This is a genomic window from Micromonospora sp. IBHARD004 (genome assembly GCF_052814115.1).
This window is the reverse complement of record NZ_CP199934.1, coordinates 3,339,430-3,361,986: the sequence shown is the minus strand read 5'-3', so window position 1 is coordinate 3,361,986 and position 22,557 is coordinate 3,339,430. Positions and strand designations below refer to the sequence as shown.

Genomic DNA, 22,557 nt, shown 5'->3' with positions numbered 1-22,557 from the left:
GACGTTCAGGCCAGGGCGACTGGGCGCAGTCGCGGGCTCCGTTGAGCGCATACCACTGCTCCCACTCCCCTCCCCCGACATCCCTGGTGCTCTGGCCGGACGCCGGGGAGGCCATTTTGCGTGTGCTAACGCGCCTCGGGTGATCCGCCGCGGCTTAGCAGGAGGACGGCGTCCAGCTCGGACCGCGCGGGGCGGCCACCGCAGGTCACCCGAGGAGCATCTGACATGAACAACGCCGGACAGCGGCGCCTCTCGCCGGATGTGTCCCTGTTTTTGCTCGCCTCGATCCTCGTGTCGTTCCTGGCCGCGTCGGCAGCCCCGACCCCCCTCTACGGGATCTACCAGGCGCGCTGGCACTTCTCGCCGATCACGACCACGGTGGTGTTCGCCATCTACGCCGCCGCGGTGCTGGCGTCCCTGCTCACGTTCGGCAAGCTGTCCGACCATGTCGGGCGGCGGCCGGTCCTGCTCGTCGCGACCGCGGTCCAGATGATCGCGCTGGTCATCTTCATCTTCGCCAACGGCGTACCCACGCTGCTGGCCGCCCGCGTCGAACAGGGGCTCGCGGCCGGCGCCGCCACCGGCGCCGTCGGTGCCGCCATGCTCGACATCAACCGCTCCCGCGGCACGCTCGCGAACTCCATCGCCCCCGGCATCGGGACCGGTAGCGGTGCCCTGCTCTCGGCGCTGCTCATCCAGTTCCTGCCCGCGCCGACGCGACTGGTGTACGCCGTCCTGCTCGTCATCCTGCTGATCCAAGGCGTCGGGGTCGTCCTGATGCCGGAAACGGTCACGCCGATGAAGGGAGCTCTGCAGAGCCTGCGTCCGGAGATCAAGCTGCCCCGCGCCGTGCGCGGGCCGGTACTGGTCGTCCTACCGGTAGTCTTCGCCGTCTGGGCGCTGGCCGGCTTCTTCGGCGCGCTCGGCCCGGCGCTCGTGCGCGCCCTCATGAACACCTCGATCGTGGTTGCCGGCTTGCTCCTCTTCGTCATCGGCATCGTCGGGTCCATCACCGTCCTCCTGCTACGCAACGCCGCCGCGCGGACCGTGATGCTCACCGGAATCACCGCCCTCATCCTGGGCATGATCATCACGCTGGTGTCGGTCATGATCGAGTCCATCCCCGGCTTCTTCATCGGCCTCGCGCTCGGCGGCGTCGGCTTCGGTGCCGGTTTCCAGGGCAGCCTCAAGACGGTCATGCCGGCCGTGGAGGCGCACGAACGCGCCAGCGTGCTCTCCCTGCTCTACATCGTCTGCTACGTCGGCTTCGGCCTGCCCACCGTCATTGCCGGCTTCCTCGTGGTCTACGCCGGCGGCCTGCCCCGGACCGCCAACGAATACTCCGTCGCCATCATCCTCCTCGCCCTGGTCGCCCTGTTCGGGCTGCGCAGGGCCAGCAAGAAGGCACCCGGCTGACCCAGTGCGGCAGGGAACCCAGCGGCAACCTGGTGGCCGGCCGAACCGGCGCCTACCGCCGTTCGGATACGCCTGGCCTGGCAGTTCGCCGACAACCCCGACCGGGATCGACTCCTGCGGGGCACGGCGGACGAGGATGCGCCGCACGAAAATGCGGCCTAGCGCGGGCCGGGACATCTTGCGACGCTGACAGTTGTGTATGACTACGACCTGTTGGTGCTGGGCTCCGGACCCAGTGGCCAGAAGGCCGCGATCGCCGCCGCCAAGCTGGGCAAGCGGGTCGGCATCGTGGACCGCCGCGACATGATCGGTGGGGTGTGCATCAACACCGGCACCGTCCCCTCCAAGACGCTACGCGAGGCCGTGCTCTACCTGACCGGCCTCACCCAGCGGGACCTGTACGGCAGCAGCTACCGGGTCAAGGAGGAGATCACGGTCAGCGACCTGGCCGCCCGGACCCAGCATGTGATCAGCCGGCAGACCGACGTCATCCGAAATCAGCTGGCGCGCAACCGCGTCGCAATGATCACCGGCATTGGACGGTTCGCGGACCCGCACGCGATCTGGGTGGATGGCGGCTCCGGGCACGAGTCCAAGGTCACCTTTGACAAGATCGTCATTGCCGCGGGTACGCGCCCGGCCCGCCCGGACAGCGTCGACTTCGACGACCGGACGATCGTGGACTCGGACGGCGTCATCAACCTCCAGGCCGTACCCCGCAGCATGGTCGTGGTCGGCGCCGGCGTGATCGGCATGGAGTACGCGTCGATGTTCGCCGCGCTCGGCACCAAGGTGACCGTGGTGGAACGCCGCGATCGGATGCTCGAGTTCTGCGACGAAGAGGTCGTCGAGTCGCTCAAGTACCACCTGCGGGACCTGTCCGTGACGTTCCGCTTCGGCGAGGAGGTCGCCGCGGTGGAGAAGCACCAGACTGCGGCGCTGTGCATCCTGAAGAGCGGCAAGAAGATCGTCGCGGACACGGTCATGTACTCGGCCGGCCGCCAGGGCCAGACCGACGACCTGGCGCTGGAAGCGGCCGGGCTGGAGGCGGACAAGCGCGGCCGGATCAACGTCGATGCGAACTACCGCACCGCGGTGGACAACATCTACGCGGTCGGTGACGTGATCGGCTTCCCGGCGCTGGCGTCCACGTCAATGGAGCAGGGCCGGCTGGCCGCGCAGCACGCCTGCGGCGAGCCGGTTCGCGAGCTGCACGGGTTGCAGCCGATCGGCATCTACACGATTCCGGAGATCAGCTTCGTCGGAAAGACCGAGGAGGAGCTGACGGACGGCTCGACGCCGTTCGAGGTGGGCATCGCGCGCTACCGCGAGCTGGCCCGCGGCCAGATCGTGGGTGACTCGTACGGCATGCTGAAGCTGCTCGTCTCGCCGGAGGACGGCCGACTGCTCGGCGTGCATGTGTTCGGCACCGGCGCTACCGAGATCGTCCATGTCGGGCAAGCGGTCATGGGCTGCGGCGGCACCGTCGACTACCTGGTCGACACGGTGTTCAACTACCCGACGCTGGCTGAGGCGTACAAGGTGGCAGCCCTGGACGCGTCCAACAAGATGCGCAACATCATCCGGATCGACGGTTAGTGGACTGATGCCGCGACTGGCTTTCCATGCGATCCAGGATCTCCGCACGCAGCGGTTGCAGGTTGGCTGGCGGGCCGCCGACCTGATCCTGGCGAGCTGAGCGGCGAGGCGCTCGGCGGCTGATCCCCGCGGCGGATCCGGAGCCCGGCCCGCGCCCTGCTCCTGTCGTTTCGACTCGCCGGTGACCCCGCTTTTGTAGGTTGGCGGGGAGCGCCAGGTTGCCAGCGCCTCCGCTCCCCGGTGCGGCGTGCCAGAGGAGGCAGACGCGGTGACGGCCAGTCCGCTACCCAGGATCCTTCGCCGGCGCGGCGAGCCCGACTATCCGACGTTCCTGGAGCTCTTCTTCGACCTGGTCTACATCTTCATGCTCTCCAGGCTCTCGGCGGGGCTGGCCGCGGACCTCACCGTCCGGGGCGCCGCCCAGACCGCCGTCCTGCTGATGGCCGCCTGGTGGGTCTGGGTGCTGACCGCGTGGCTCACCGACCTGTTCAACCCGCGGCTGCCGATCATCCAGGCCACCGTTCTGGCGGTCATGTTCGGCACCCTGCTGATGGCGATCGCGGTGCCGTACGCCTTCGCCGACTACGGGTGGCTCCTCGTCGCGGCGTACTTCGGCATCCACCTCGTCCGGGACGCCGTCCTCATCCCCGGTACCCGGGTGAACCGCCCGGTCCAGGCCAGGAGCATCAGGGTCTTCTTCTGGTTCGGCGTCACCGCCGTGCCGTGGGTGGCCGGGGCGTTCGTGCACGGAACGGCCCGGCTGCTGCTCTGGTCGGTCGCGGTGGCCGTCGACCTCGGATCGGCCCGGATCGGCTGGCCCACGCCGAAGCTCGGCCGCACCGAACTCGCCAGTCAGATCTTCACCGGCACCCACCTGTCTGAGCGGCACCGGGAAATCTTCATCATCGCGTTGGGCGAGCTGATCCTGAGCGCCGGCACAGGGCTGGCCGGCAGCGGCTTCCAGGCCGGCCGGGTGGCCGCGAGCGCCGTCGCGTTCGCCAGCGCCGTCGTGCTCTTCCAGCTCTACTTCCACCGGGTGCGGCAGCTCCTGGCACCGCCCGCCGTCACGGTGGTGGAGCGGGTCCGCCCCGGCACCTCCACCTCGTACAGCCACCTGGTGATGGTGGCCGGGGTGCTGGGAGTCTCGACCAGCGTCTCGCTGGTCATCGACCGACCGTTCGGTGCGGCGCCGGGCGCCTGGGTCGCCCTCATCCTCGGCGGCCCGGCCCTGTTCCTGCTCGGGAGTTGCCTGTTCGACGCCGTGCTCACCGGGCGGGTCCTCTGGCCCCGGGCGCTCGGGGTGGTGCTGCTGGCCGCCATCGCGCCCGCGACGGCCCTGCTCCCGCCGCTGGCCATCCTGGTCGTGGCGAATCTGGTCCTGCTGCTCACCCTGGTCTGGGAGACGCTGCCCGCACGCTCGCGGCTGGTCCGGGCCACCGTGCCGACCGGGTGAGGGTCACCCGAGCGCCGGTGGCATCGGCATGCGGGCGTGCACGCGGGTGCTCACCAGGTTCGCCGCGGCGATCAGGGCCAGGACGGTCATGGCGAGCAGCGCGACCAGCACCGGCGGCAGCAGGGACGAGGCCGGCGCCACGCCGGCCAGCAGGACCAGCCCAGCCGGCCGGGACCGGGAGATCCGACCGAACACCGTGTAGTCGAGCACGCCGCGGCCGACCAGGAACAACGCCGGTCCGCCGAGGATGACCGCAGCCCAGGAGGGCGGCGTCTCCCCGAACGGACGCACGATGACGAGGTGGCTGGTGACCGCCATGCCGCCGATGCCGGCCACCATGATCAGGTGGGTCACCGCGGCGGACTGGGTGAGCAGCGACGGGTTCGTCGACCGCGCGATGGCAACGGTCAGCAGCTCGCCGGCCCGGTAGATGTAGATTCGCCAGGTCAGCACCACGATCGTGAACACCACCAGCAGGGCCCAGGCCCGGTGCACCGTGTATTCGTTCAGGCTGAAGGTCGTCCCGGTCACGAAGATGGACGCGCCGAGCGCGACGATGACGAACTGCCGGTACCGCTCGGCCACCCGCTCGCCGACCAGCCGCCACTCGTGCGGCTGGGACCGCCCCAGCCGCGGCACCGGCCAGCCGAGCGAGGCGGCGACGTACTCCACGCCGACAGCCGCCGCCCAGAACACCAGGCGGGTGGGGCCGGCGGCCAGCCCGCCGCCGATCCAGCCGACCGCGGCGATGGTGTACCAGAACAGGATCCGGCCGCTGCGGCGGGGCAATGCCGCACTCGTCCGGAGCAGGACGTAATAGATGTTCGACCCGAGGTGGATGACCAGGTAGGTGACCGCGAAGAGCAGGCCGCGCTCGTCGTACGCGTCCGGCGCCGCCGCCGCCAGCAGCAGGCTGGCGGCCGCCACCCCGATGAACTGCACCTGGACCGCGGGCCGGGCCAGGTCGACCGTGCCTGCGCCCCACGTGGTCAGCGCCCAGACGAGGGTGAAAGCGAGCAGCAGGACCAGCGTCTCCCCGACGCCGGTCCAGGTCAGGTCGGCGGCGAGCGTCTTGGCCAGGGAGATCAGTGCAAAGACGTAGACCAGGTCGAAGAAGAGTTCCAGGAACGCCGGCCGCCCCGGATCCCGCTGGGCCGCGGCCGCCGCACCGGCGCCGCCTTCCGCTGCCATCGACCTCCTCCGGGACCGCCGCACCGTCCTCGCCAGACGACACTACGGGCACCGGGTTCGACGACAGCCGCACATCCACTTCATACCCCGCCATAGCGGGACCTTTCCACCGCGAAGCCGCATCGCCGGTTTGGCGAATGCCGGGCCGCACACGGGCAAAGCCCATAGAGTCGAGTGGGGGTCAGGGGGACCACGCAGCGGCCGGCGGGCACCGTCATGAGGAGCGGAACGGCATGACCGGCTTCCGGTACGCACGCATCGCGTCGGACAGTCTCCCGGGATGACCGGAGGTCGCCCGCAACACGGCCGCGCCCCTCGGGTCCCCGCCGAGCCCGCCGGGCGCCGACCCCTGACGCGGCTGACCGTGGTCAGCCTGGCGGGACATGTGGTCTTCGAGCTGGGAGCTGGCGTCGGTATGCCGCTCGCCTCGGTGGTCGGGCCGTACGCCGCCGCGGGTTTCTGGACACTCGTCACGGGCGGCGTCTGGGTTGCCAGCGATCGCGACGCGTCGGCTGACACGCTGTTGGCGGCGGCGAACGGCTTCGGCCTCGCCGCGGTGTCTGCCCATCTGCTGGGCTGGCCAACTCGTCGCACCAGAACAGGTCTGCCCTGGTTGGCAGACTGCGAGGGGCTGGGACCCGAGCTGATGCGCTTCTACAACCCGATTCTCTACTTCTCGGGTGCGGCGGGCCTGCTCGCCGTCGCCGGGGAGAACCGTACCGCCCGCGCGCGCGTGCCGATGGCCATGCTCGGGCTCGTGCCGGTACTCATCGCGTACCAGCATTGGGAGCACCGGCGACTGCTGAGGCAGGCCCATACCCGTCCCGGGTGGTGGAACCGCCGACTGCGGCGCCTGTCCCCCGCACCATGAAACGGTTTGCCCGCCGTTTCGCGCTGGCGCTGTCCTTGCCGAAGCCGGTCAGCCGCCGTCGGGACCGCTGACGGCTTGCAGGAGCTCAGCGCGGGCGGCCTGCAGGGCGACGAACAGTGCTCCCGTGAGGGATGCCGCCTCGCCCAGGGCGCTGGTCTCGATCCGCGGTGGAAACGGCGCGTACGCGTTGACGGTGTCCCGGACCGTCGGCAGCAGTAGCGGGTTGCGGCCGACGCCCCCGCCGAGGACCACGAGCTCGGGGTCGAAGATCGCACACGCGCTGGCGATTGTCAGGCCGAGTTGCCGGGCCTCGGCCTCCACCAGGTCACGGGCGGCGGGAACGCCCGCGGCTGCCTGGGCGAACAACTCTTCCACCGAGGACGGCCGCGTGCCCGGCCATGACCTGCGGGCGTCGAGAGCCGCGAGAACGCCGTACGCCCCGGCCTCGTCCGCCAGCTGCTCCCTGCCGCGCCCGGCCCGCTGGCCCGGGGGCACCGAACCCGGTAGCGGCAGGTAGGCGACCTCGCCGGCGGCACCGTGCGCGCCGCGTACGAGTTCGCCGTTGTGGACCAGACCCATGCCGATGCCGGCACCGACGGCCAGGAACGCGAAGGTGGCGACATCTCGGGCGTGCCCCCGCCAGCGCTCGCCCAGCGCCGCGAGGTTGACGTTGTTCTCCAGCACGATGGGCGCGTCGACGCGCGCCTCGAGCGGGGTGATCAGGTCGAACGGACCGTCCTCACCGAGGTTGCGGGCGGCCGACATGGTGCGACCGTCGGCATGGACAGCACCGGGCGCCGACACGCCGACCCTACGAAGCGGCCCCAGCTGATCCCCCACCGCGTTCGTCGCGGACGCGATCATCCGGGCAACCTGCGCGGCGACACGGCTGGCGCCGGTTCCTCTGGTGGCCTGGCGTTGCTCGAAACAGAGAGTGCCGCTCATGTCCGCCGCCGCGACCCGGAGGTTGTCGCCACCGACATCGACCGCGACCACGTCGTCGGGCCGGTCCAGGCCAGCGCGCCGCCGAGCACGGCGGCGCACAGCAGGCCGATGCCGATCAGCCCGGCCAGGGTTGCGCAGCATCTCCAGGGTGCGCCCCGCCGGCCGGCAGAAGTCGTGGGGTGGACCGGGTCCGGCCGGCAGACGATCTTGCAACAAAGCGGGGCGCACCGCGGACCGGCCGGCGGGTACGGTCCCGGGCATGAGCTACCAGATGTGGGTGCAGTGTTTCGTCGGGGACGACGTGGAGGCGATGCCCGGCGACCTGTTCGGCGCCGTCTTCGGCCCGTACGTCGACCGGCGGGAACCGGAGTTCGGCTCGGCCCACGTCACCGTCCCCGACGGCGGCGACGCGACCTTCTACGGCGTCACCGACGCCGGGATCGACAGTCTCATGATCAGCCACTTCTCTCCCGGCGAGGTGCTCGACCTGCTGGTCGAGTTCGCCCCGCCGGGCCAGCGGCGTGATCATTCCCCCCGACTGCGCGACCATGCTGACCGTCGAGGACCAGCGTGGCGTGGTCCCGGAGGAGCTGCGTTCCGGCGCCGTGGTGGTGACGAACGGCGCCGATGTCGAGGCCGTCCTAGCGGCCGGCTGAGTCGACCGCCGCGCCCGAACGGGCGACCACCGCCAAGCGGGGCCGGGCCGGACCTCCCTGGCGCGTGAGCGGGCGCTCGTGGCGCCTCTTGTCGGAGGGTGGCCGTACGGTCGCTGGCGTGATAACCGTCGCCGATGTCCGTGCGCTGGCCCGGACGTTGCCACGCACCACCGAGCACCTCATCCACGATCGGGTGAAGTTCCGCGTCGGCGCCATCGTGTACGTCGCGTTCTCCCGGGACGAGCAGACGATGGGTTTCGGCTACCCGAAGGAGCAGCGGGACGGCCTCATCGCGGCCGAGCCGGACCTGTTCTACCTTCCCCGGGCCTCCGACCTGCGGTTCAACTGGCTGTGCTGCCACCTGGCCCGGCTCGACCACGCCGAGATGACCGAGCTGGTGACGGAGGCGTGGAGGATGGTGGTGCCGAAGTTCCTCGCCCGGCAGCGGCTGGGCGACTGAGCCCTCGTCCAGTGCTCAGGGCCTCCGCGCGGTGAGTGCCGTCGGGCCGCGTCACTGCTCCGGCGTCCGCTCGCGCCGCCACCGCGTCGCGAACAACCCGAGGATGACCTCGTCGACGAATCCACCGTCGACCCACGCCGCCTGCTGCAGGACGCCCTCCCTGCTGAACCCGGCCCGTTCCGCGACGGAGATCATCGCAGCGTTGTCGGCCAGCGTGTCGACCTGCAAACGATGCAGGCCCCGCACGGCGAAGCCTAGTGGCAGAGCACCCGCACGACGTCGATGCCGAGCCCTCGTCCCCGCCAGGCCGGGCCGCAGCGAGACGCCCAGATGCGCGGAGCGGTGGTGTGAGTCGATCCCCCACAGCAGCGCGTCGCCGGCCAGTTCCCCGCCCACCAGCTCGACCACTGAGAAGGAGGCCGCGTCGCCGGCGGGCTCCGACACCGCGTACGGCGACGCACCGGACCCGCTCGGGATGGGTCGCCAGGGACGGGAGTCGGCCGGGGACCGGGTGGTGACGTCCTCGTACGGCTCGGCGTGCAGGATCGGCACGTTCGTCTCGTGGCGTGCCCGCAGGCCGATCAGTTCTCCGCGCAGCATGCCGTTGTCTAGCCGGCCGGCCGGCACGGATCAGGCGGTCTCCGGCGCCGCACCGTGTCTCGGCGTGTCGGTGCCGGGCCGGGGCGGTGCGATCACGCCCCCGGCACGGTGAGCAGGTAGTCGTCGGCCTCCGGGCTCCACCGCAGCTCGACCACGCCGCTCGTGGCGGCGGCCTTGCAGAACTGCAGGAAGCTGCGGTAGCCGAGCTTCTTCTCGCTGAAGTCGGGGCGCGCCCGGCGAAGCTGGTTCTTCAGCCCGGACAGCGCCACCGTGCCGTCGGCGCCGGCCATTTCCTGGACCACGGTGCGCAGCAGCCCGAACGCCACCTCCCGATCACCGTGTTCGGGCAGCGACACCTCGGGGTCGCCCTTGGCCGGGCCCTCCGCCAGCTCGATCACGTTGTGCGCGGCGAGGTGCCGCAGGAGTTCGCCGAAGGTGCGGAACCCGTAGTCGGACTCGCTGAAGGTCGGGTCCTTGCGCAGCAGGGTGCGCTTCAACGTCGAGGCCGTCACCGCGCCGCTGGAGCTGGCTTGCAGACCCGCCACCGTCTGGGCCACCAGGACCGCGAGCGTGTCGACGTCGCGCGGGGCCTCCTCCTCCACCGCCTGCGGCTCGGGCTCCCGCTCCACCGGCTGCGGCTCCGGGCTGGGCAGCCGGGCCGGACGACCGCGCCGAGCCCGGGTCTCGGGGATCTCGACGCCCTCGAGCCGGTCGTAGAAGAGGAACTCGTCGCACGCCGGCGGGAGCAGCGCCGAGGTGGACTTCTCCACGCCGACGCCGATGACCCGCTTGTTGAGCTCGCGGAGCTTGTGCACCAGCGGGGTGAAGTCGCTGTCGCCGGTGCCGATCACGAACGTCGAAATGTACTCACGCTCGAAGGCCAGCTCCACCGCGTCCACGGCCATCTTGATGTCGGCGGCGTTCTTCCGTGAGGCGCCCATGCGCTGGGGTATCTCGATCAGCTCCACGTGGGACCGGGTGAGCATCCGGCGGTCCTCGTCGAAGTACGACCAGTCGGCGTACGCCCGGCGCACCACCACCCGGCCCCGCTCGGCCAGGGCGTCGGCGACCGGCCGGAAGTCGAAGGCCATCCCGCCGCGATGGTCGCGCGCCCCCAACGCCAGGTTCTCGTAGTCGAGGAACAGCGCGATGCGATCTTCGTGGTCCACCCGAGCAGCCTACGCCCCGAACCCCGGTCGGTCGGCCGACGACTCGTGCGCGACCGGGCTGCCGGCAGTTTCGCCAATCTGCCGCCCGCCGCGCGCTCTCCTCCTCGGAGCCTGGTGCGACGCACCGGGATGAGAGGTCACCGAGGTCGGGCGGGCGTTCCAGCGGGCCCGCTGACATCCTGCCGGCGACGTCTGCGGGCGGGGCGCGTTCACCGCCCCGGCCGCGGTTCCGGCTCGGTACGCGCGAGCCAGCGGTCCGGGGCCGTCACGGCGAGGAGGACGGCAACCGTCGCCGCCGCGACGCCGAGCAGTGGCAGCGCGCGCCCGGCGAGAGCGACGAGCAGCAGGGCGGGCAGGCCGAGCAGCCGGGGCCAGGACAACCGGCGGTCGATGACGGCGGACAGTGCGACCCGGCCGGCGAGGAAGAGCCCGGAGCCGGCGACGGTGAGGGCGACCGCGGCGCCCGATCCCCGTTCGGTGGAATGTGTGATCGCGAGGTCGGCGGCCCCCGAGAGGGCCACCACGCCGGCGATCATGACCAGGTGCAGGTAGCCCGTGACGGTGCCGAACCGGGAGGGATCCCGTTCGTCGATGGCGGCGCCCAGGGGTCCCCCGGCCGGCGTGACGTACAGCAGGCCGATGAGCACCGTGGCGGCGAAGACCAGCAGGAACGCGGCGGACTGTGCCACCGCCAGGCCGGTCGCCGCGTAGGCCACCCCCGCCGTGACGATCAGCTCGCCGAGCGCGATGATGAAGACCTGCTGGAACCGCTCCTTGATGTGTTCGCCCCGCAGCCGCAGCTCACCGGGCTGGGCGCGGCCCAGCCCCGGGGTCGGCCAGCCCATCCGCGGCGCCGCATAATCCAACGCCAGGGCCGCCACCCAGGCCGGCACCCGCGCCGCGGGCCAGGCCGCCCCGACCAGCCAGAGGACGCCGGTCGCTCCGAACCAGACCAGAATCCGCAGCGTCCGGCGGTGCAGCGGATGCCCCCGGAGCGCCACCGCGGTGACGACGCTGCGGCCGACGTGGATCGCGACGTACGCCCCGGCGAAGAGCCCGGCCCGACCCCCGATCGCGTCCGGGACGGCGACGCTCATCAGGAGCACCCCGAGCGTGACGCCGACCAGCAGGGCCCGCACCCAGCGGTTGGTGCGGTCGAACCAGTCGCTGAACCAGGCCGTCACCAGCCAGACCCACCACAGGGGCAACAGGAGCAGGGCGGTACGCGCCGCCCCGGCGATGCTCAACTCGGCGAGCAGGACAAGCGACAGCTGCGACAGCGCGAAACCGAAGGCCAGGTCGAAGAAGAGTTCCAGGAACGACGCCTGCAACGGCTCGTTCCGGCGTCGCAGCAGCGTGGCCGGCCTGCTCGACATCGCGGCTCCCCCCGGCGCCTCCCCCCGCCTTCATACCCTCGCCGCCCGTCCCCCGGGCCAGACTCTTTCGTCCCCGCCGCGACGCGCTGACGGCTCGCCGCGGACCCGTCAGCCCTGGCGGGCCTTCTGGCGCGGGTCGGCCTTGTTGATCACGAAGAGCTTGCCCCGACGGCGTACCACGATTGAGTTCACTTTCCGCTTCAGCCCACGAAGGGAGCTTCTGACCTTCATCGCACGTCATCCTTCCCTGGTGTCCTCGGCGCATCGCGTACCCGGCGGGCCAGGGCTCATACCTGGGGCGTGCGGCGGCGGGCAGGTGACCGCCCGCCGCCACCCGGCCGGTCACGGGTAGCTGACGAGGTTGACGGGGACGTGCGCCGCCGGCCGGCCCAGGGGGTGTGGTCGCCGCTGGAGTACACCTGCCACGTACGGGACGTGCTCCGGGTCCAGGGTGAGCGGCTCGCGCTGGCCCTGGTGGTCGAGGAACCGGAGTTCACGCCGATGGGTCGCGACGAGCGCGCCGTCGCCGACGCGTACAACGAGCAGGACCCGGCGGTCGTGCTCGCCGAGCTGGCCGCAGCCGCCGACGACCTGGCGGCCCGGTTCGCCGCGCTCGGTCAGCCGGAGCTGGCCCGCACCGGCGTGTACTGCTGGCCGCAGCCGCAGGTCCGGACGCTGCTCTGGCTCGGTCGGCAGACCGTCCACGAGGGCGAACACCACCTGCTCGACATCGGCCGGGCCGCCCGGTCGCAGGCCGCGCAGGCCTGACCCCGACCCGGGCGGCGGCGCCTGCCGGCTGGCCGCCCCACGCTACGGCGTCGCGGTGGCACCGGCGCACGGGGCGTCGCCCACCGTGCAGCCCTCGGGCGCCTTGGCGAGCGGATCGCGGACGTCGAACGTGAACGTCTGCGATCCTCCGGCCGGTACGGGCGGTCCGGTGAAGGTGACAGCCTGCCCGTCCTGCCGCCAGTCGGCCCCGCTGGCGCCGGCGATCGTGCCGCCCTTCGCCAGCGTGACGACCACGGTCCAGTCCTCCGCCGGCGCGCCACCCCGGTTGTCGACCACCACCTCGCCGGTGTAGCCGAAGATCCGCGTCGACTGGGTGGTGTAGCGGGCGGTGACGCCGGGGGCCGGTGGCGGAAGCGCGGTGGGGGTACGCGACGGCTTCGCCACGGACCTGGCCGGGCGGGCGACGGCGGTGCTGGTGGTCGGCCGGGGAGGGGCGGAGACGGCCGCCCGGGCTGGGCGGGTCGCGGCGTTGGCGACGGTCGGCACGGGCAGCGGCGCCGGATCCGATCCGGCGACCGGCTGCCGCTCGGTCGGCAGCACGGCCCACACCGCCAGCCCGATGGCCAGGACGGCGCCGGCCAGCACCGCGATCAGCACCGGTCGGCTGCGCCGGCAGGTCGACACCTCGCCGATCGCCGCGGTGACTGGCAACCGGGCGGTATCCCCCAGCTCGCCGCGTCGCAGGTCGACCTGCTGGAAGGCCAACCAGTCGAGGATCGCCGGCAACCGCCCGGTCAGCGCCTGCTGGTAGCACTCCTCACGGCGGGCCCGCTGCTCGGCCGGCCACGTGCCGTGGTCCAGGGCCTCCCGCACCGACAGTCGGCAGCCCTCGGCGGTGGGGATGATGGTGCAGGTCAGCCGGGTGCGGCGGCCCGCCTCGTCGCACCGCAACTCCAGCAGTTCCGGCTCCCGCCGCTCGGTCACCTCGGCGTCGACGGCGGCGTCGAAGCCGGGCAGCCCGGCCGTGTGCAGCAGCAGGCGTCCCCGCGCTCCTTCCACCGGTTCCACCTCGGTGAACCACCGGGCGAGCAGTTCCTGGTCCGTCAACGTGCGCCAGACCCGGTCAGCGGGGTGGAACAGGCCGACTTCATTGTCGATCTCGATCACGCCGAGACTCTACGGTCCCGCACCCGGTCCCGCAGTGACGGTTCGGGTGGTCGGGCCCGGACAAGTCAGAGCCGTCCTCAGCGAACACCTGGACAGCCTTCGCCGGCCCGGCCGCGCCGGCGCAAGCCCGCTCAGCGGTCTCGCCGAACACCGCGACCGCGGTACGGCGAGAGAGCGTCGAGGACGCCGGTGATGCGCAGGGTCCGTGCGACGTTGCCGGTGGGATTGATGACGCCGAAGCGCTTCCCGGCGTCCGTGGCGGTCTGCCGGGCGGTGATCAGCGCGCCAGTGGAGTCGATGAAATGCACGGCGTGCAGGTCGACGAGAACCTGCTGGGCGGAGTCGATCGTCGCGTCGAGGAGGCTCAGCAGCGCGGCGGCGCCGTTGACGTCGATCTCCCCGTCGAGCACGACGAAGGTGCCGTCCGATTCCACGCGGATCCGGTGCGGCCGGCTGAGCTGAGCGTCACTGCTCGCCGTCCGCCACGGGCCCGTCGGGCTCGTCATGCCGACGTGCGGTGGCGGGTATGCCGGCCGAGGTTTCAGCCGGGGACAGGCAGGCGGTGACGGTGGCGGTGAGGCCGTGCAGCCCCCGGGCGAGGATGAGCCCCTCGGCCAGCTGGTGCGCCAGCCAGAGCCCGCGTCCGCCGGCGACGTCGGCGGCGGGCAGCCGTACGGGCAGGCTGCCCGCGGCGGCGGCGCCCCGGTCGGTGACCTCGCAGATCAGCACGTCGTCCTGGCGTCGCAGGTCGAGGTGGCCGTGGCCGCCGCCGTGGCGTACGGCGTTGGTGACCAGCTCGTGCACCGCCAGGACGAAGTCGTAGCCGGCGTCGCCGGTGAGCCCGGCACCGGTCACCGCGGCCGTCAGGCGGTGGCGCAGGGCGGTGACGGTGGCGGCGCTGAAGTCCTGGGACATCAGCGCCACGCCGACGACGGGACCGGGAGTCGGGTGGCTCGGGTCGGATGCCACGGGGTCCTCGGTCACGGGTAGAAGGCTACACATCGTTGTAAACTTCGCGACCGTTGCCAAAAGGCAACCATCCGCAGCTCAGAGCGGGTGCGATCGTCGGTCCCCGGTGACCTCGCCGCCGATCCTGACCTCGACCGGGCCGACCCGCAGAACGCCGTCGGTCAGCGGCGCGCAGCGGACCCCGCCCCGGCCCCGCAACGCCCGCCACGCGCCGGGACCGATGGTGGCGTCCATCCAGGCGCACGGGTTCGCCGGACGGCGGACGCCCAGGCTGACCGGGCCCTGTCCCGAGTCCAGGATCAGCACGGACCCGACCAGATCGTCGACGGCGATGCCCTCGGTGAGGATGTTGCGCCGGACCTGTGACAGATCGACGCCGGGCGGCAGCGACTCCTGCGCGATCACGGTCACGCTCGCGTCGCGGTGCGCCGGCTTGCCGAAGTACCGGTCGCCGACGATGCCGAGGCCGGCGCGGACGTGGATCTCCGACACCAGCTCACCGGGCGGCGCCGGGGCCGGTCCGTCCGCGGGCCGGCCCACGTAGCGGTGCACGGGCGAGGCCAGCAACTGCACGATCCGCGGCATGGCAGCGATTCTAGGAAGCGCCGGCCGCGGCCGGGCCCGCGTCGGTCAGGAGGTGAAGGAGTACGGACCGAACCGGCCCCACACCACGACGGCCGCCAGGATCAGCAGGACGACGTTGATGAGGATCGCCTGGGACTCCTTGCGGTGATCGGGGGCGGGCGGCGCGTCGCGTCCTCCCGGCCCACCCGCGGACATCCACCGTCACCGATACGGTGGGGCCGCCGCGCGGCCGTCGGGTCGGTACGATCGCCGTGCCGTTCCCACAGCCCCTGGAGGTCGCGGTGGCCGAGACCACGTCGCAGTCGCTCGGATCGGGCGGGCGACCCCTGCCGGCGGACGTCCCGCCCTCGGCGCGGATCGACCCGACGGTGCCGCACGCCGCCCGCCGCTACGACTACTGGCTCGGCGGCAAGGACAACTTCGCCGCGGACCGGGAGTCGGGTGACGCGGTGGCCGCCGCGTACCCGGCGATCCGCACCACGGTGATCGAGAACCGGCGGTTCATGCAGCGGGCCACCCGCCACCTCGCCGAGCAGGCCGGGATCCGGCAGTTCCTCGACATCGGCACCGGCATCCCGACCAGCCCGAACATGCACGAGGTCGCTCAGGTCGTCGCGCCGGAGTCGCGGGTCGTCTACGTCGACAACGACCCCATCGTGCTGGCGCACGCCCGCGCCCTGCTGACCAGCGCGTCCGACGGCGCCACCGCCTACGTCGACGCCGACCTGCGCGACCCCGAGCGGATCCTGGGGCACCCCGACCTGCGGGCGACGCTCGACCTCACCCGTCCGGTCGCGCTGATGCTGGTCGCCATCCTGCACTTCCTCCCCGACGGCGACGACCCGTACGGGGTGACCCGCCGGCTCGTGGAGGCCCTCCCCTCCGGCAGCTACCTGGTGATCTCCCACGCCACCACGGATCTGGTGCCCCGGCACATCGCGGCCACCGCCGCGCCGTCCACCGCCACCAGCATGATCGACATGGCGTTCCGCGCCCGGGACGAGTTCGCGTCGTTCTTCGACGGGCTCGACCTGATCCCGCCGGGCATCAGCCCGGTCACCGAGTGGCGGCCGGACGACCCGCCGGAGCAGCGGACACCCGCCGCGCAGGCCTCGATGTACGCCGCGGTCGCCCGCAAACCCTGACACCGGCGGAGTGGCCGCGATGGGCGGCGCCGCCACCCCGGACAACCCAGGCGTGGCGTCAGATGAAACCGCGGACCGCGGTCATCCCGCCATCGACCGGGATCGTGACGCCGTGCACGTGCGAGGCGTCGCCGCTGGCGAGGAACACGGCCACGGCGGCGACCTCGGCCGCGCCGGACACCGCCCGCTGGGCGAGGTGTCCACCAGGCGCTTCAGATGGTCGCGCAGCCCTTCGTTCCACTCCGTCTCGGTCGGACCGGGCGCCACGGTGTTGACCCGGACACCACGCCGGCCCCACTCGGCCGACCACGACTTCGTCAGTGAGTGCAGCGCGGCCTTCGACGCGCCGTACAGCGCCGCCCCATTCATCCCGATCATGCCGTTGATCGAGCCGACGTTGACGATGACACCCTCGCCGCGGTCGAGCATCGGGGGCACGAGCGCGGACGCGAGCAACAGCGGCGCCTTGACATTCGTGGCCAGAATCGTGTCGATCATGCGCTCGTCCGTCTCCGTCGACGCCTTGCCACCGACCAGCGCGGCGGCGTTGTTGACCAGGATGTCGATCCGGCCGCCGGCCGCAGCCAGGGCCGTCCGGGCCAGTGCGGCCGCTCCCTCGCCGTCTCGCAGGTCCGCCGGGACGAACGTCGCCCGGCCGCCTGCCTCGGTGATCTCGGCCACCCGCTTCGCACCCTCGTCGACCCGGCGCCCGGTCACGATCACGTGGGCGCCCTCGGCCGCGTACGCGGTGGCGATCACGCGTCCGATGCCGCTGGTCGACCCGGTCACCAGCGCCGTACGCCCGTCCAGTCTTCCTGCCACGACACACCCCTTCACCATTTATGGACCGTACGGTCCAAAGAATGCCTCCGGCATTTTTGGACCGTCAAGTCCAGAAGGGGTACGCTGGGTCACATGACGCGCCCCCTGACGCCCAAGGGCGCGGCCACCCGGGGCCGGATCGTGGCGGGGGCCGCGGCGCTCATCCGCGCCCAAGGGGTGGAGCACACCGGGCTGGACGACATCCGCTCGGTGACGGCGACCAGCAAGAGCCAGCTCTTCCACTACTTCCCAGGGGGCCGGGGGGACCTGCTCTACGCGGTCGCGGCGCACGAGGCGACCCAGGTCATCGCCGATCAGCAGCCGGCCCTGGACCAGCTCGGGCCACCGCACACCTGGGTCGTCTGGCGGTCGGTCGTCGTACGGAAGTATCGCGAACAGGGGCGGGAGTGTCCGCTACGCTCGCTGACCAGCCAACTGGCCGACTCCGATCCGCGAATCGGACCGCTGGTGGCGTCGCTGCTCGAGGACTGGCACGCCCGTCTCGAGGCCGGTGCCGTTCGAGCCGGCATGTCGTCACCGGGTGCACTGGCGACGTCGATCCTCGCGGCGGTGCAGGGCGGCGTCGGGCTGTTGATGGCGACCGGGAACGTCAGCTACCTGGAAACGGCGCTGGACATCGCCATCGCCCCGATCGACGGAACCGGCCGAAAGCCGTCGTCGGCCGGTCCACGACGACCAACTGCCGGTGGGTGACGTCGGGTCGGCGAAGCAGTCGTCCCGGGTCAGGTCATCAGCCAGCGGTGGATGCAGTGCAGCAGGTCGTCGGCGTCGACCGGCTTGGTGACGTAGTCGCTGGCGCCGGAGGAGATGCTCTTCTCCCGGTCGCCGTGCATGGCCTTCGCGGTGACAGCGATGATCGGCAGGTCGGCGTAGCGGGGCATCGCGCGGATCGCGGCGGTGGCCGCGTACCCGTCCATCTCCGGCATCATCACGTCCATCAGGACGAGGTCGATGTCGTCGTGGCGCATCAGCGTCTCGACGCCCTTGCGGCCGTTCTCGGCGTAGACGACCTCGATGCCGTGCAGCTCCAGGATGTTGGTCAGGGCGAAGACGTTGCGGGCGTCGTCGTCGACGACGAGGACCTTGCGGCCGGTCAGCGCCGTGGCGAGCGGGTCGCTGACGGGCATCGGGTCGGCGGCCGGCGACGGGAACGGCACGACGCGTTCCGGCGTGTCCACCGTCAGGTGCAGGGCGATCCGCTCGCGCAGGTCGTCGAGGCTGCGCAGGATCTCCATCGACCGGTCCTGGGACAGCGCCAGCAGCAGCGTCTCCTGGCCCGGGGTCAGCGGATGCCCGTGGTACGCCAACACGGGGACGCCGCGCAGGTCCGGGTTGTCGTTCAGCGCCTTGAGCAGGGCGGTGCCGCTGTCGTCGGACGGGTCGAGGCGGAGCACCAGCAGGCGGTGGCGGTGAGCGGTGAGCGCCTCCACCGCCGAGGCGGCGTCCACCGCCGTGGACACCTCGACCGGACTGCCGGTCTCCGCGGCGACACCCTGGGCCAGCACGGTGAGCAGCGCCTTGTCGTGGGGTTCCAGCACCAGCAGCCGCCGGGACTCCGCCCGCCGGTGGGTGTCCGGCTCCGGCGCGGCCGCCGGGTGGCCGGCGATCGCGACGGAGGCGGCGTCGGACGTGAGCGGGCCGGTGACGGTCACCGGCAGATAGAGGGTGAAGGTGCTGCCCTGACCGAGGACGCTCTGCGCGGTGATCTGGCCGCCGAGCAGCTGGGCGATCTCCCGGCTGATGGACAGGCCGAGGCCGGTGCCGCCGTACCGTCGGCTGGTGGTGCCGTCGGCCTGCTGGAAGGCATCGAAGATGGCGGTCAGGTGCTGCTCGGCGATGCCGATTCCGGTGTCGATGACCCGGAACGCGACGATCGGCGCCTCCCCCAGCTCGATGCCGCCGGGCAGCTCGTCCGGCCGGGCCCGCTCGATGCGCAGCTGCACCCGGCCCCGCTCGGTGAACTTGACCGCGTTGGAGACCAGGTTGCGCAGCACCTGCCGCAGCCGCTGCTCGTCGGTGTGCAGCCGGGTGGGGACGTCCGGGCCGGTGACGATGTCCAGCTCCAGGCCCCGCGGGGTGGTCAACGGGCGGAAGGTGGCGTCGACGTAGTCGCGCAGCACCGACAGGTCGAACGTCTCCGGGTTGATGTCCATCTTGCCGGCCTCGACCTTGGACAGGTCGAGGATGTCGTTGATGAGCTGCAGCAGGTCGGTGCCGGCGGAGTGGATGACGGTGGCGTACTCCACCTGCTTGCCGGTCAGGTTCCGGTTCGGGTTCTGCGCGAGCAACTGGGCGAGGATGAGCAGCGAGTTCAGCGGTGTACGCAGCTCGTGGCTCATGTTCGCCAGGAACTCCGACTTGTACTTCGAGGCGAGCGCGAGCTGCTGGGCGCGGGCCTCCAGCTCCTGGCGGGCCTGCTCGATCTCGGAGTTCTTCGTCTCGATGTCGTGGTTCTGCCGGGCCAGCAGGGCCGCCTTGTCCTCCAGCTCGGCGTTGGACCGCTGCAGCTCCTCGGAGCGGGCCTGCAGCTCCTCCGAGCGGGCCCGCAGCTCGGCGGCGAGCCGCTGGGACTCGGTGAGCAGGACGTCGGTACGGGCGTTGGCGACGATGGTGTTGACGTTGACGCCGATGGTCTCGGTGAGCTGGTCGAGGAAGTCACGCTGGATCTCGGTGAAGCGGCTCATGCTGGCCAGCTCGATGACCCCGAGGACCTGGTCCTCGAAGAGCACGGGCAGCACCACCAGGTGCAGCGGCGCGGCGGCGCCGAGGCTGGAGGAGACGGTGACGTAGTCGGCGGGTACGGCGTCCACCACGATCGCCCGCTTGCTCAGCGCCGCCTGGCCGACCAGGGAGTCGCCGAGGGCGTACCGGCGGCGGGTGGCGTCGTGCCCGTAGCCGCCGACCACCCGCAGGGCGGTCCCGTCGGCGGTCTCCTCGACCAGCAGGAACGTGCCGAGCTGCGCGGCGACCAGCGGGGCCAGCTCGTTCATCACCAGGCCGGCGACGACGTCGAGGTCGCGGTGGCCCTGCATGAGTCCGGAGATGCGGGCCAGGTTGGTCTTGAGCCAGTCCTGTTCCTGGTTGGTGCGGGTGGTCTCGCGCAGCGACTCCACCATGGAGTTGATGTTGTCCTTCAGCTCACCGACCTCGCCCGGGGCGTCGACGGTGATGGACCGGGTGAGGTCGCCGGTCGCCACGGCGCTGGTCACCTCGGCGATGGCGCGGACCTGCCGGGTGAGGTTGCCGGCCAGCTCGTTGACGTTCTCGGTGAGGCGCTTCCACGTACCGGAGACGCCCTCGACCTCGGCCTGGCCGCCGAGGCGGCCCTCGCTGCCCACCTCCCGGGCCACCCGGGTGACCTCGGCGGCGAAGCTGGAGAGCTGGTCCACCATGGTGTTGATGGTGGTCTTCAGCTCGAGGATCTCCCCGCGCGCGTCCACGTCGATCTTCCTGGTCAGATCGCCCTGGGCCACCGCCGTGGTGACCTGCGCGATGTTGCGGACCTGACCGGTCAGGTTGTTCGCCATCGAGTTGACGTTGTCGGTGAGGTCCTTCCAGGTGCCCGCCACGTTCGGCACCCGGGCCTGGCCGCCGAGCCGCCCCTCGGTGCCCACCTCGCGCGCCACCCGGGTCACCTCGTCGGCGAAGGCGCCGAGCGTGCCGACCATCGTGTTGATCGTCTGGGCGAGGACGGCGACCTCACCCTTGGCCTCGACGGTGATCTGCCGGCTCAGGTCGCCCTGGGCGACGGCGGTGGCCACCAGCGCGATGGAGCGCACCTGGTTGGTGAGGTTGTTGGCCATTTCGTTGACGTTGTCGGTCAGGTCCTTCCAGGTGCCGCCGACGTTGGACACCCGGGCCTGACCGCCGAGCCGCCCCTCGGTGCCGACCTCGCGGGCCACCCGGGTCACCTCGTCGGCGAACGCGGAGAGCTGGTCGACCATCGTGTTGATGGTCTCCTTGAGCGCCAGGATCTCGCCGCGGGCGTCCACCCGGATCTTCTGGGTCAGGTCGCCCTTGGCCACCGCGGTGGTGACCTCAGCGATGCTGCGCACCTGGGCGGTGAGGTTGTCGGCCATGACGTTCACCGACTCGGTGAGGTCCTTCCAGGTGCCGGAGACGCCCTTGACGTCGGCCTGGCCGCCGAGTCGGCCCTCGGTGCCGACCTCCCGGGCCACCCGGGTCACCTCGTCGGCGAACGACGACAGCTGGTCCACCATCGTGTTGATGGTGCTCTTCAGCTCCAGGATCTCCCCGTGCGCGGTGACGGTGATCTTCTGCGACAGGTCGCCCCGGGCCACGGCCGTGGCCACCTGGGCGATGCTGCGCACCTGGTCGGTGAGGTTGCCGGCCATCGAGTTGACCGAGTCGGTGAGGTCCCGCCAGGTGCCCGCCACCCCGCTGACCTGCGCCTGACCGCCGAGCCGCCCGTCGGTGCCCACCTCCCGGGCCACCCGGGTCACCTCGTCGGCGAACGACGACAGCTGGTCCACCATCGTGTTGATGGTGCTCTTCAGCTCCAGGATCTCGCCGCGGGCGTCGACGGTGATCTTCTGCGACAGGTCGCCGCGAGCCACGGCCGTGGTGACCTGGGCGATGTTGCGGACCTGGCTGGTCAGGTTGCCGGCCATGAAGTTCACCGAGTCGGTGAGGTCACGCCAGGTGCCGGCGACCCCGGGCACCTCGGCCTGACCGCCGAGGCGGCCCTCGCTGCCCACCTCCCGGGCCACCCGGGTCACCTCGTCGGCGAACGACGAGAGCTGGTCCACCATCGTGTTGATGGTGATCTTCAGCTCGAGGATCTCGCCCCGCACGTCGACGGTGATCTTCTGCGACAGGTCGCCCCGGGCGACCGCCGTGGCCACCTCGGCGATGTCGCGGACCTGGTCGGTGAGGTTGCCGGCCATGGCGTTCACCGAGTCGGTGAGGTCCTTCCAGGTGCCCGACACGCCGGGCACCTCGGCCTGACCGCCGAGCTGCCCCTCCGTTCCGACCTCCCGGGCGACCCGGGTGACCTCGGAGGTGAACAGGGACAGCTGGTCGACCATGCCGTTGAAGACGGTGGCGATCTCGCCGAGCAGCCCGTCGCCGTCCTCCGGCAACCGGGTGCCGAAGTCACCGTCGCGGACCGCCGTCAGGCCCGCCAGCAACTGCCGCAGGCCCGGGTCCGCCATCGGCGCGCCCGCGCCGCTCCCCGAAGGTCGCCGCTTCGCCGTCGTCGTCTCGACCACCACAAACCATCCATGTCCGGCGGCCGGCGGTAAGCCGCCGGATCAACATCAACCGCGCAAGTATGCACAGGTGGTCGTCCGGCCGCAGCGCGAGCGGGCGAGGACCGGGCCCGGACCGCGGGGCCGCACCGGGCACCCTGCCGCGACGATCG

The 22,557-nt window shown here is 71.6% G+C and carries 22 protein-coding genes; 9 read left to right on the top strand and 13 right to left on the bottom strand.

Going from position 1 to position 22,557, the window contains the following annotated elements:
• The first annotated feature begins 225 nt into the window (after positions 1–225).
• The 3 genes from ACTWO6_RS16315 to ACTWO6_RS16305 all read left to right on the top strand — a co-directional run bounded on the left by ACTWO6_RS16315 (position 226) and on the right by ACTWO6_RS16305 (position 4,468).
• Positions 226–1,416, top strand: coding sequence for an MFS transporter (locus tag ACTWO6_RS16315; protein WP_446220459.1), 1,191 nt, complete (start codon positions 226–228; stop codon positions 1,414–1,416).
• Positions 1,417–1,611: 195 nt separating this feature from the next.
• A complete protein-coding gene (gene sthA / locus ACTWO6_RS16310) occupies positions 1,612–3,015 on the top strand; it encodes a Si-specific NAD(P)(+) transhydrogenase (protein ID WP_446220458.1) in 1,404 nt (467 codons plus the stop codon).
• Positions 3,016–3,283: 268 nt separating this feature from the next.
• Positions 3,284–4,468 (top strand): low temperature requirement protein A, encoded by a 1,185-nt coding sequence (locus ACTWO6_RS16305; RefSeq protein ID WP_446220457.1) that lies wholly within the window; start codon positions 3,284–3,286, stop codon positions 4,466–4,468.
• Positions 4,469–4,471: 3 nt separating this feature from the next.
• Here ACTWO6_RS16305 and ACTWO6_RS16300 read toward each other — a convergent pair whose 3' ends face one another.
• Positions 4,472–5,659 (bottom strand): low temperature requirement protein A, encoded by a 1,188-nt coding sequence (locus tag ACTWO6_RS16300; RefSeq protein ID WP_446220456.1) that lies wholly within the window; start codon positions 5,657–5,659, stop codon positions 4,472–4,474.
• A gap of 385 nt (positions 5,660–6,044) precedes the next feature.
• Between ACTWO6_RS16300 and ACTWO6_RS16295 the strand changes: the two genes are divergently transcribed.
• Positions 6,045–6,530, top strand: a complete 486-nt coding sequence (locus ACTWO6_RS16295; protein WP_446220455.1) for a hypothetical protein — start codon at positions 6,045–6,047, stop codon at positions 6,528–6,530.
• A gap of 48 nt (positions 6,531–6,578) precedes the next feature.
• Here the strand turns inward: ACTWO6_RS16295 and ACTWO6_RS16290 are convergent, their stop codons facing one another.
• On the bottom strand, positions 6,579–7,616 hold the full coding sequence (locus ACTWO6_RS16290) for an ROK family protein (protein ID WP_446220454.1): 1,038 nt from the start codon (positions 7,614–7,616) through the stop codon (positions 6,579–6,581).
• A 118-nt stretch (positions 7,617–7,734) separates the two neighbouring features.
• Here ACTWO6_RS16290 and ACTWO6_RS16285 point away from each other — a divergent pair, with 118 nt between their 5' ends.
• The gene (locus tag ACTWO6_RS16285; protein WP_446220453.1) at positions 7,735–8,199 is read left to right on the top strand and encodes a hypothetical protein; all 465 of its coding nucleotides are present in this window, start codon (positions 7,735–7,737) and stop codon (positions 8,197–8,199) included.
• 50 nt (positions 8,200–8,249) lie between these two features.
• A complete protein-coding gene (locus ACTWO6_RS16280; RefSeq protein ID WP_446220452.1) occupies positions 8,250–8,591 on the top strand; it encodes an MmcQ/YjbR family DNA-binding protein in 342 nt (113 codons plus the stop codon).
• 51 nt (positions 8,592–8,642) lie between these two features.
• On the opposite strand, the gene ACTWO6_RS16275 is transcribed toward ACTWO6_RS16280, so the two are convergent.
• The 4 genes from ACTWO6_RS16275 to ACTWO6_RS16260 form a co-directional block, all read right to left on the bottom strand.
• A complete protein-coding gene (locus tag ACTWO6_RS16275) occupies positions 8,643–9,191 on the bottom strand; it encodes a GNAT family N-acetyltransferase (RefSeq protein ID WP_446220451.1) in 549 nt (182 codons plus the stop codon).
• 92 nt (positions 9,192–9,283) lie between these two features.
• Complete coding sequence (locus ACTWO6_RS16270; RefSeq protein WP_446220450.1) at positions 9,284–10,360, bottom strand: NYN domain-containing protein; 1,077 nt, start codon at positions 10,358–10,360, stop codon at positions 9,284–9,286.
• Between the two features lie 209 nt (positions 10,361–10,569).
• Positions 10,570–11,736 carry a low temperature requirement protein A gene (locus tag ACTWO6_RS16265; protein WP_446220449.1) on the bottom strand — a complete coding sequence of 389 codons (1,167 nt, stop codon included), beginning with the start codon at positions 11,734–11,736 and terminating at the stop codon, positions 10,570–10,572.
• 108 nt (positions 11,737–11,844) lie between these two features.
• The gene (locus ACTWO6_RS16260) at positions 11,845–11,967 is read right to left on the bottom strand and encodes a 50S ribosomal protein L36 (RefSeq protein WP_357102463.1); all 123 of its coding nucleotides are present in this window, start codon (positions 11,965–11,967) and stop codon (positions 11,845–11,847) included.
• Between the two features lie 141 nt (positions 11,968–12,108).
• Here ACTWO6_RS16260 and ACTWO6_RS16255 point away from each other — a divergent pair, with 141 nt between their 5' ends.
• A complete protein-coding gene (locus ACTWO6_RS16255) occupies positions 12,109–12,504 on the top strand; it encodes a DinB family protein (protein ID WP_446220448.1) in 396 nt (131 codons plus the stop codon).
• Between the two features lie 42 nt (positions 12,505–12,546).
• On the opposite strand, the gene ACTWO6_RS16250 is transcribed toward ACTWO6_RS16255, so the two are convergent.
• From ACTWO6_RS16250 to ACTWO6_RS16230, 5 genes are all read right to left on the bottom strand, one after another.
• The gene (locus ACTWO6_RS16250; protein ID WP_446220447.1) at positions 12,547–13,632 is read right to left on the bottom strand and encodes an SRPBCC domain-containing protein; all 1,086 of its coding nucleotides are present in this window, start codon (positions 13,630–13,632) and stop codon (positions 12,547–12,549) included.
• A 131-nt stretch (positions 13,633–13,763) separates the two neighbouring features.
• Positions 13,764–14,066 carry an STAS domain-containing protein gene (locus ACTWO6_RS16245; protein WP_446220446.1) on the bottom strand — a complete coding sequence of 101 codons (303 nt, stop codon included), beginning with the start codon at positions 14,064–14,066 and terminating at the stop codon, positions 13,764–13,766.
• Between the two features lie 31 nt (positions 14,067–14,097).
• Positions 14,098–14,616: an ATP-binding protein gene (locus ACTWO6_RS16240; RefSeq protein WP_446220445.1), complete on the bottom strand. Its 519-nt coding sequence runs from the start codon at positions 14,614–14,616 to the stop codon at positions 14,098–14,100.
• A 63-nt stretch (positions 14,617–14,679) separates the two neighbouring features.
• Positions 14,680–15,186 (bottom strand): molybdenum cofactor biosysynthesis protein, encoded by a 507-nt coding sequence (locus tag ACTWO6_RS16235; protein WP_446220444.1) that lies wholly within the window; start codon positions 15,184–15,186, stop codon positions 14,680–14,682.
• Between the two features lie 45 nt (positions 15,187–15,231).
• On the bottom strand, positions 15,232–15,381 hold the full coding sequence (locus ACTWO6_RS16230) for a hypothetical protein (RefSeq protein WP_446220443.1): 150 nt from the start codon (positions 15,379–15,381) through the stop codon (positions 15,232–15,234).
• Positions 15,382–15,512: 131 nt separating this feature from the next.
• On the opposite strand from ACTWO6_RS16230, the gene ACTWO6_RS16225 reads away from it, so the two are divergent.
• Positions 15,513–16,331, top strand: a complete 819-nt coding sequence (locus tag ACTWO6_RS16225) for an SAM-dependent methyltransferase (RefSeq protein ID WP_446220680.1) — start codon at positions 15,513–15,515, stop codon at positions 16,329–16,331.
• An 81-nt stretch (positions 16,332–16,412) separates the two neighbouring features.
• Here ACTWO6_RS16225 and ACTWO6_RS16220 read toward each other — a convergent pair whose 3' ends face one another.
• A complete protein-coding gene (locus ACTWO6_RS16220) occupies positions 16,413–17,171 on the bottom strand; it encodes an SDR family NAD(P)-dependent oxidoreductase (protein ID WP_446220442.1) in 759 nt (252 codons plus the stop codon).
• Between the two features lie 75 nt (positions 17,172–17,246).
• Between ACTWO6_RS16220 and ACTWO6_RS16215 the strand changes: the two genes are divergently transcribed.
• Positions 17,247–17,867, top strand: a complete 621-nt coding sequence (locus tag ACTWO6_RS16215; RefSeq protein WP_446220441.1) for a TetR/AcrR family transcriptional regulator — start codon at positions 17,247–17,249, stop codon at positions 17,865–17,867.
• 29 nt (positions 17,868–17,896) lie between these two features.
• Here ACTWO6_RS16215 and ACTWO6_RS16210 read toward each other — a convergent pair whose 3' ends face one another.
• The gene (locus ACTWO6_RS16210; RefSeq protein WP_446220679.1) at positions 17,897–22,348 is read right to left on the bottom strand and encodes a HAMP domain-containing protein; all 4,452 of its coding nucleotides are present in this window, start codon (positions 22,346–22,348) and stop codon (positions 17,897–17,899) included.
• Between the last annotated feature and the right edge of the window lie 209 nt (positions 22,349–22,557).

Coding starts and splice junctions, on each gene's coding strand:
- ACTWO6_RS16315 (WP_446220459.1), top strand. CDS start 226: ATGAACAACGCCGGACAGCGGCGCCTCTCGCCGGATGTGTCCCTGTTT.
- ACTWO6_RS16300 (WP_446220456.1), bottom strand. CDS start 5,659: ATGGCAGCGGAAGGCGGCGCCGGTGCGGCGGCCGCGGCCCAGCGGGAT.
- ACTWO6_RS16290 (WP_446220454.1), bottom strand. CDS start 7,616: ATGCTGCGCAACCCTGGCCGGGCTGATCGGCATCGGCCTGCTGTGCGC.
- ACTWO6_RS16285 (WP_446220453.1), top strand. CDS start 7,735: ATGAGCTACCAGATGTGGGTGCAGTGTTTCGTCGGGGACGACGTGGAG.
- ACTWO6_RS16275 (WP_446220451.1), bottom strand. CDS start 9,191: ATGCTGCGCGGAGAACTGATCGGCCTGCGGGCACGCCACGAGACGAAC.
- ACTWO6_RS16265 (WP_446220449.1), bottom strand. CDS start 11,736: ATGTCGAGCAGGCCGGCCACGCTGCTGCGACGCCGGAACGAGCCGTTG.
- ACTWO6_RS16260 (WP_357102463.1), bottom strand. CDS start 11,967: ATGAAGGTCAGAAGCTCCCTTCGTGGGCTGAAGCGGAAAGTGAACTCA.
- ACTWO6_RS16235 (WP_446220444.1), bottom strand. CDS start 15,186: ATGCCGCGGATCGTGCAGTTGCTGGCCTCGCCCGTGCACCGCTACGTG.
- ACTWO6_RS16230 (WP_446220443.1), bottom strand. CDS start 15,381: ATGTCCGCGGGTGGGCCGGGAGGACGCGACGCGCCGCCCGCCCCCGAT.
- ACTWO6_RS16220 (WP_446220442.1), bottom strand. CDS start 17,171: ATGGTGAAGGGGTGTGTCGTGGCAGGAAGACTGGACGGGCGTACGGCG.
- ACTWO6_RS16215 (WP_446220441.1), top strand. CDS start 17,247: ATGACGCGCCCCCTGACGCCCAAGGGCGCGGCCACCCGGGGCCGGATC.
- ACTWO6_RS16210 (WP_446220679.1), bottom strand. CDS start 22,348: ATGGCGGACCCGGGCCTGCGGCAGTTGCTGGCGGGCCTGACGGCGGTC.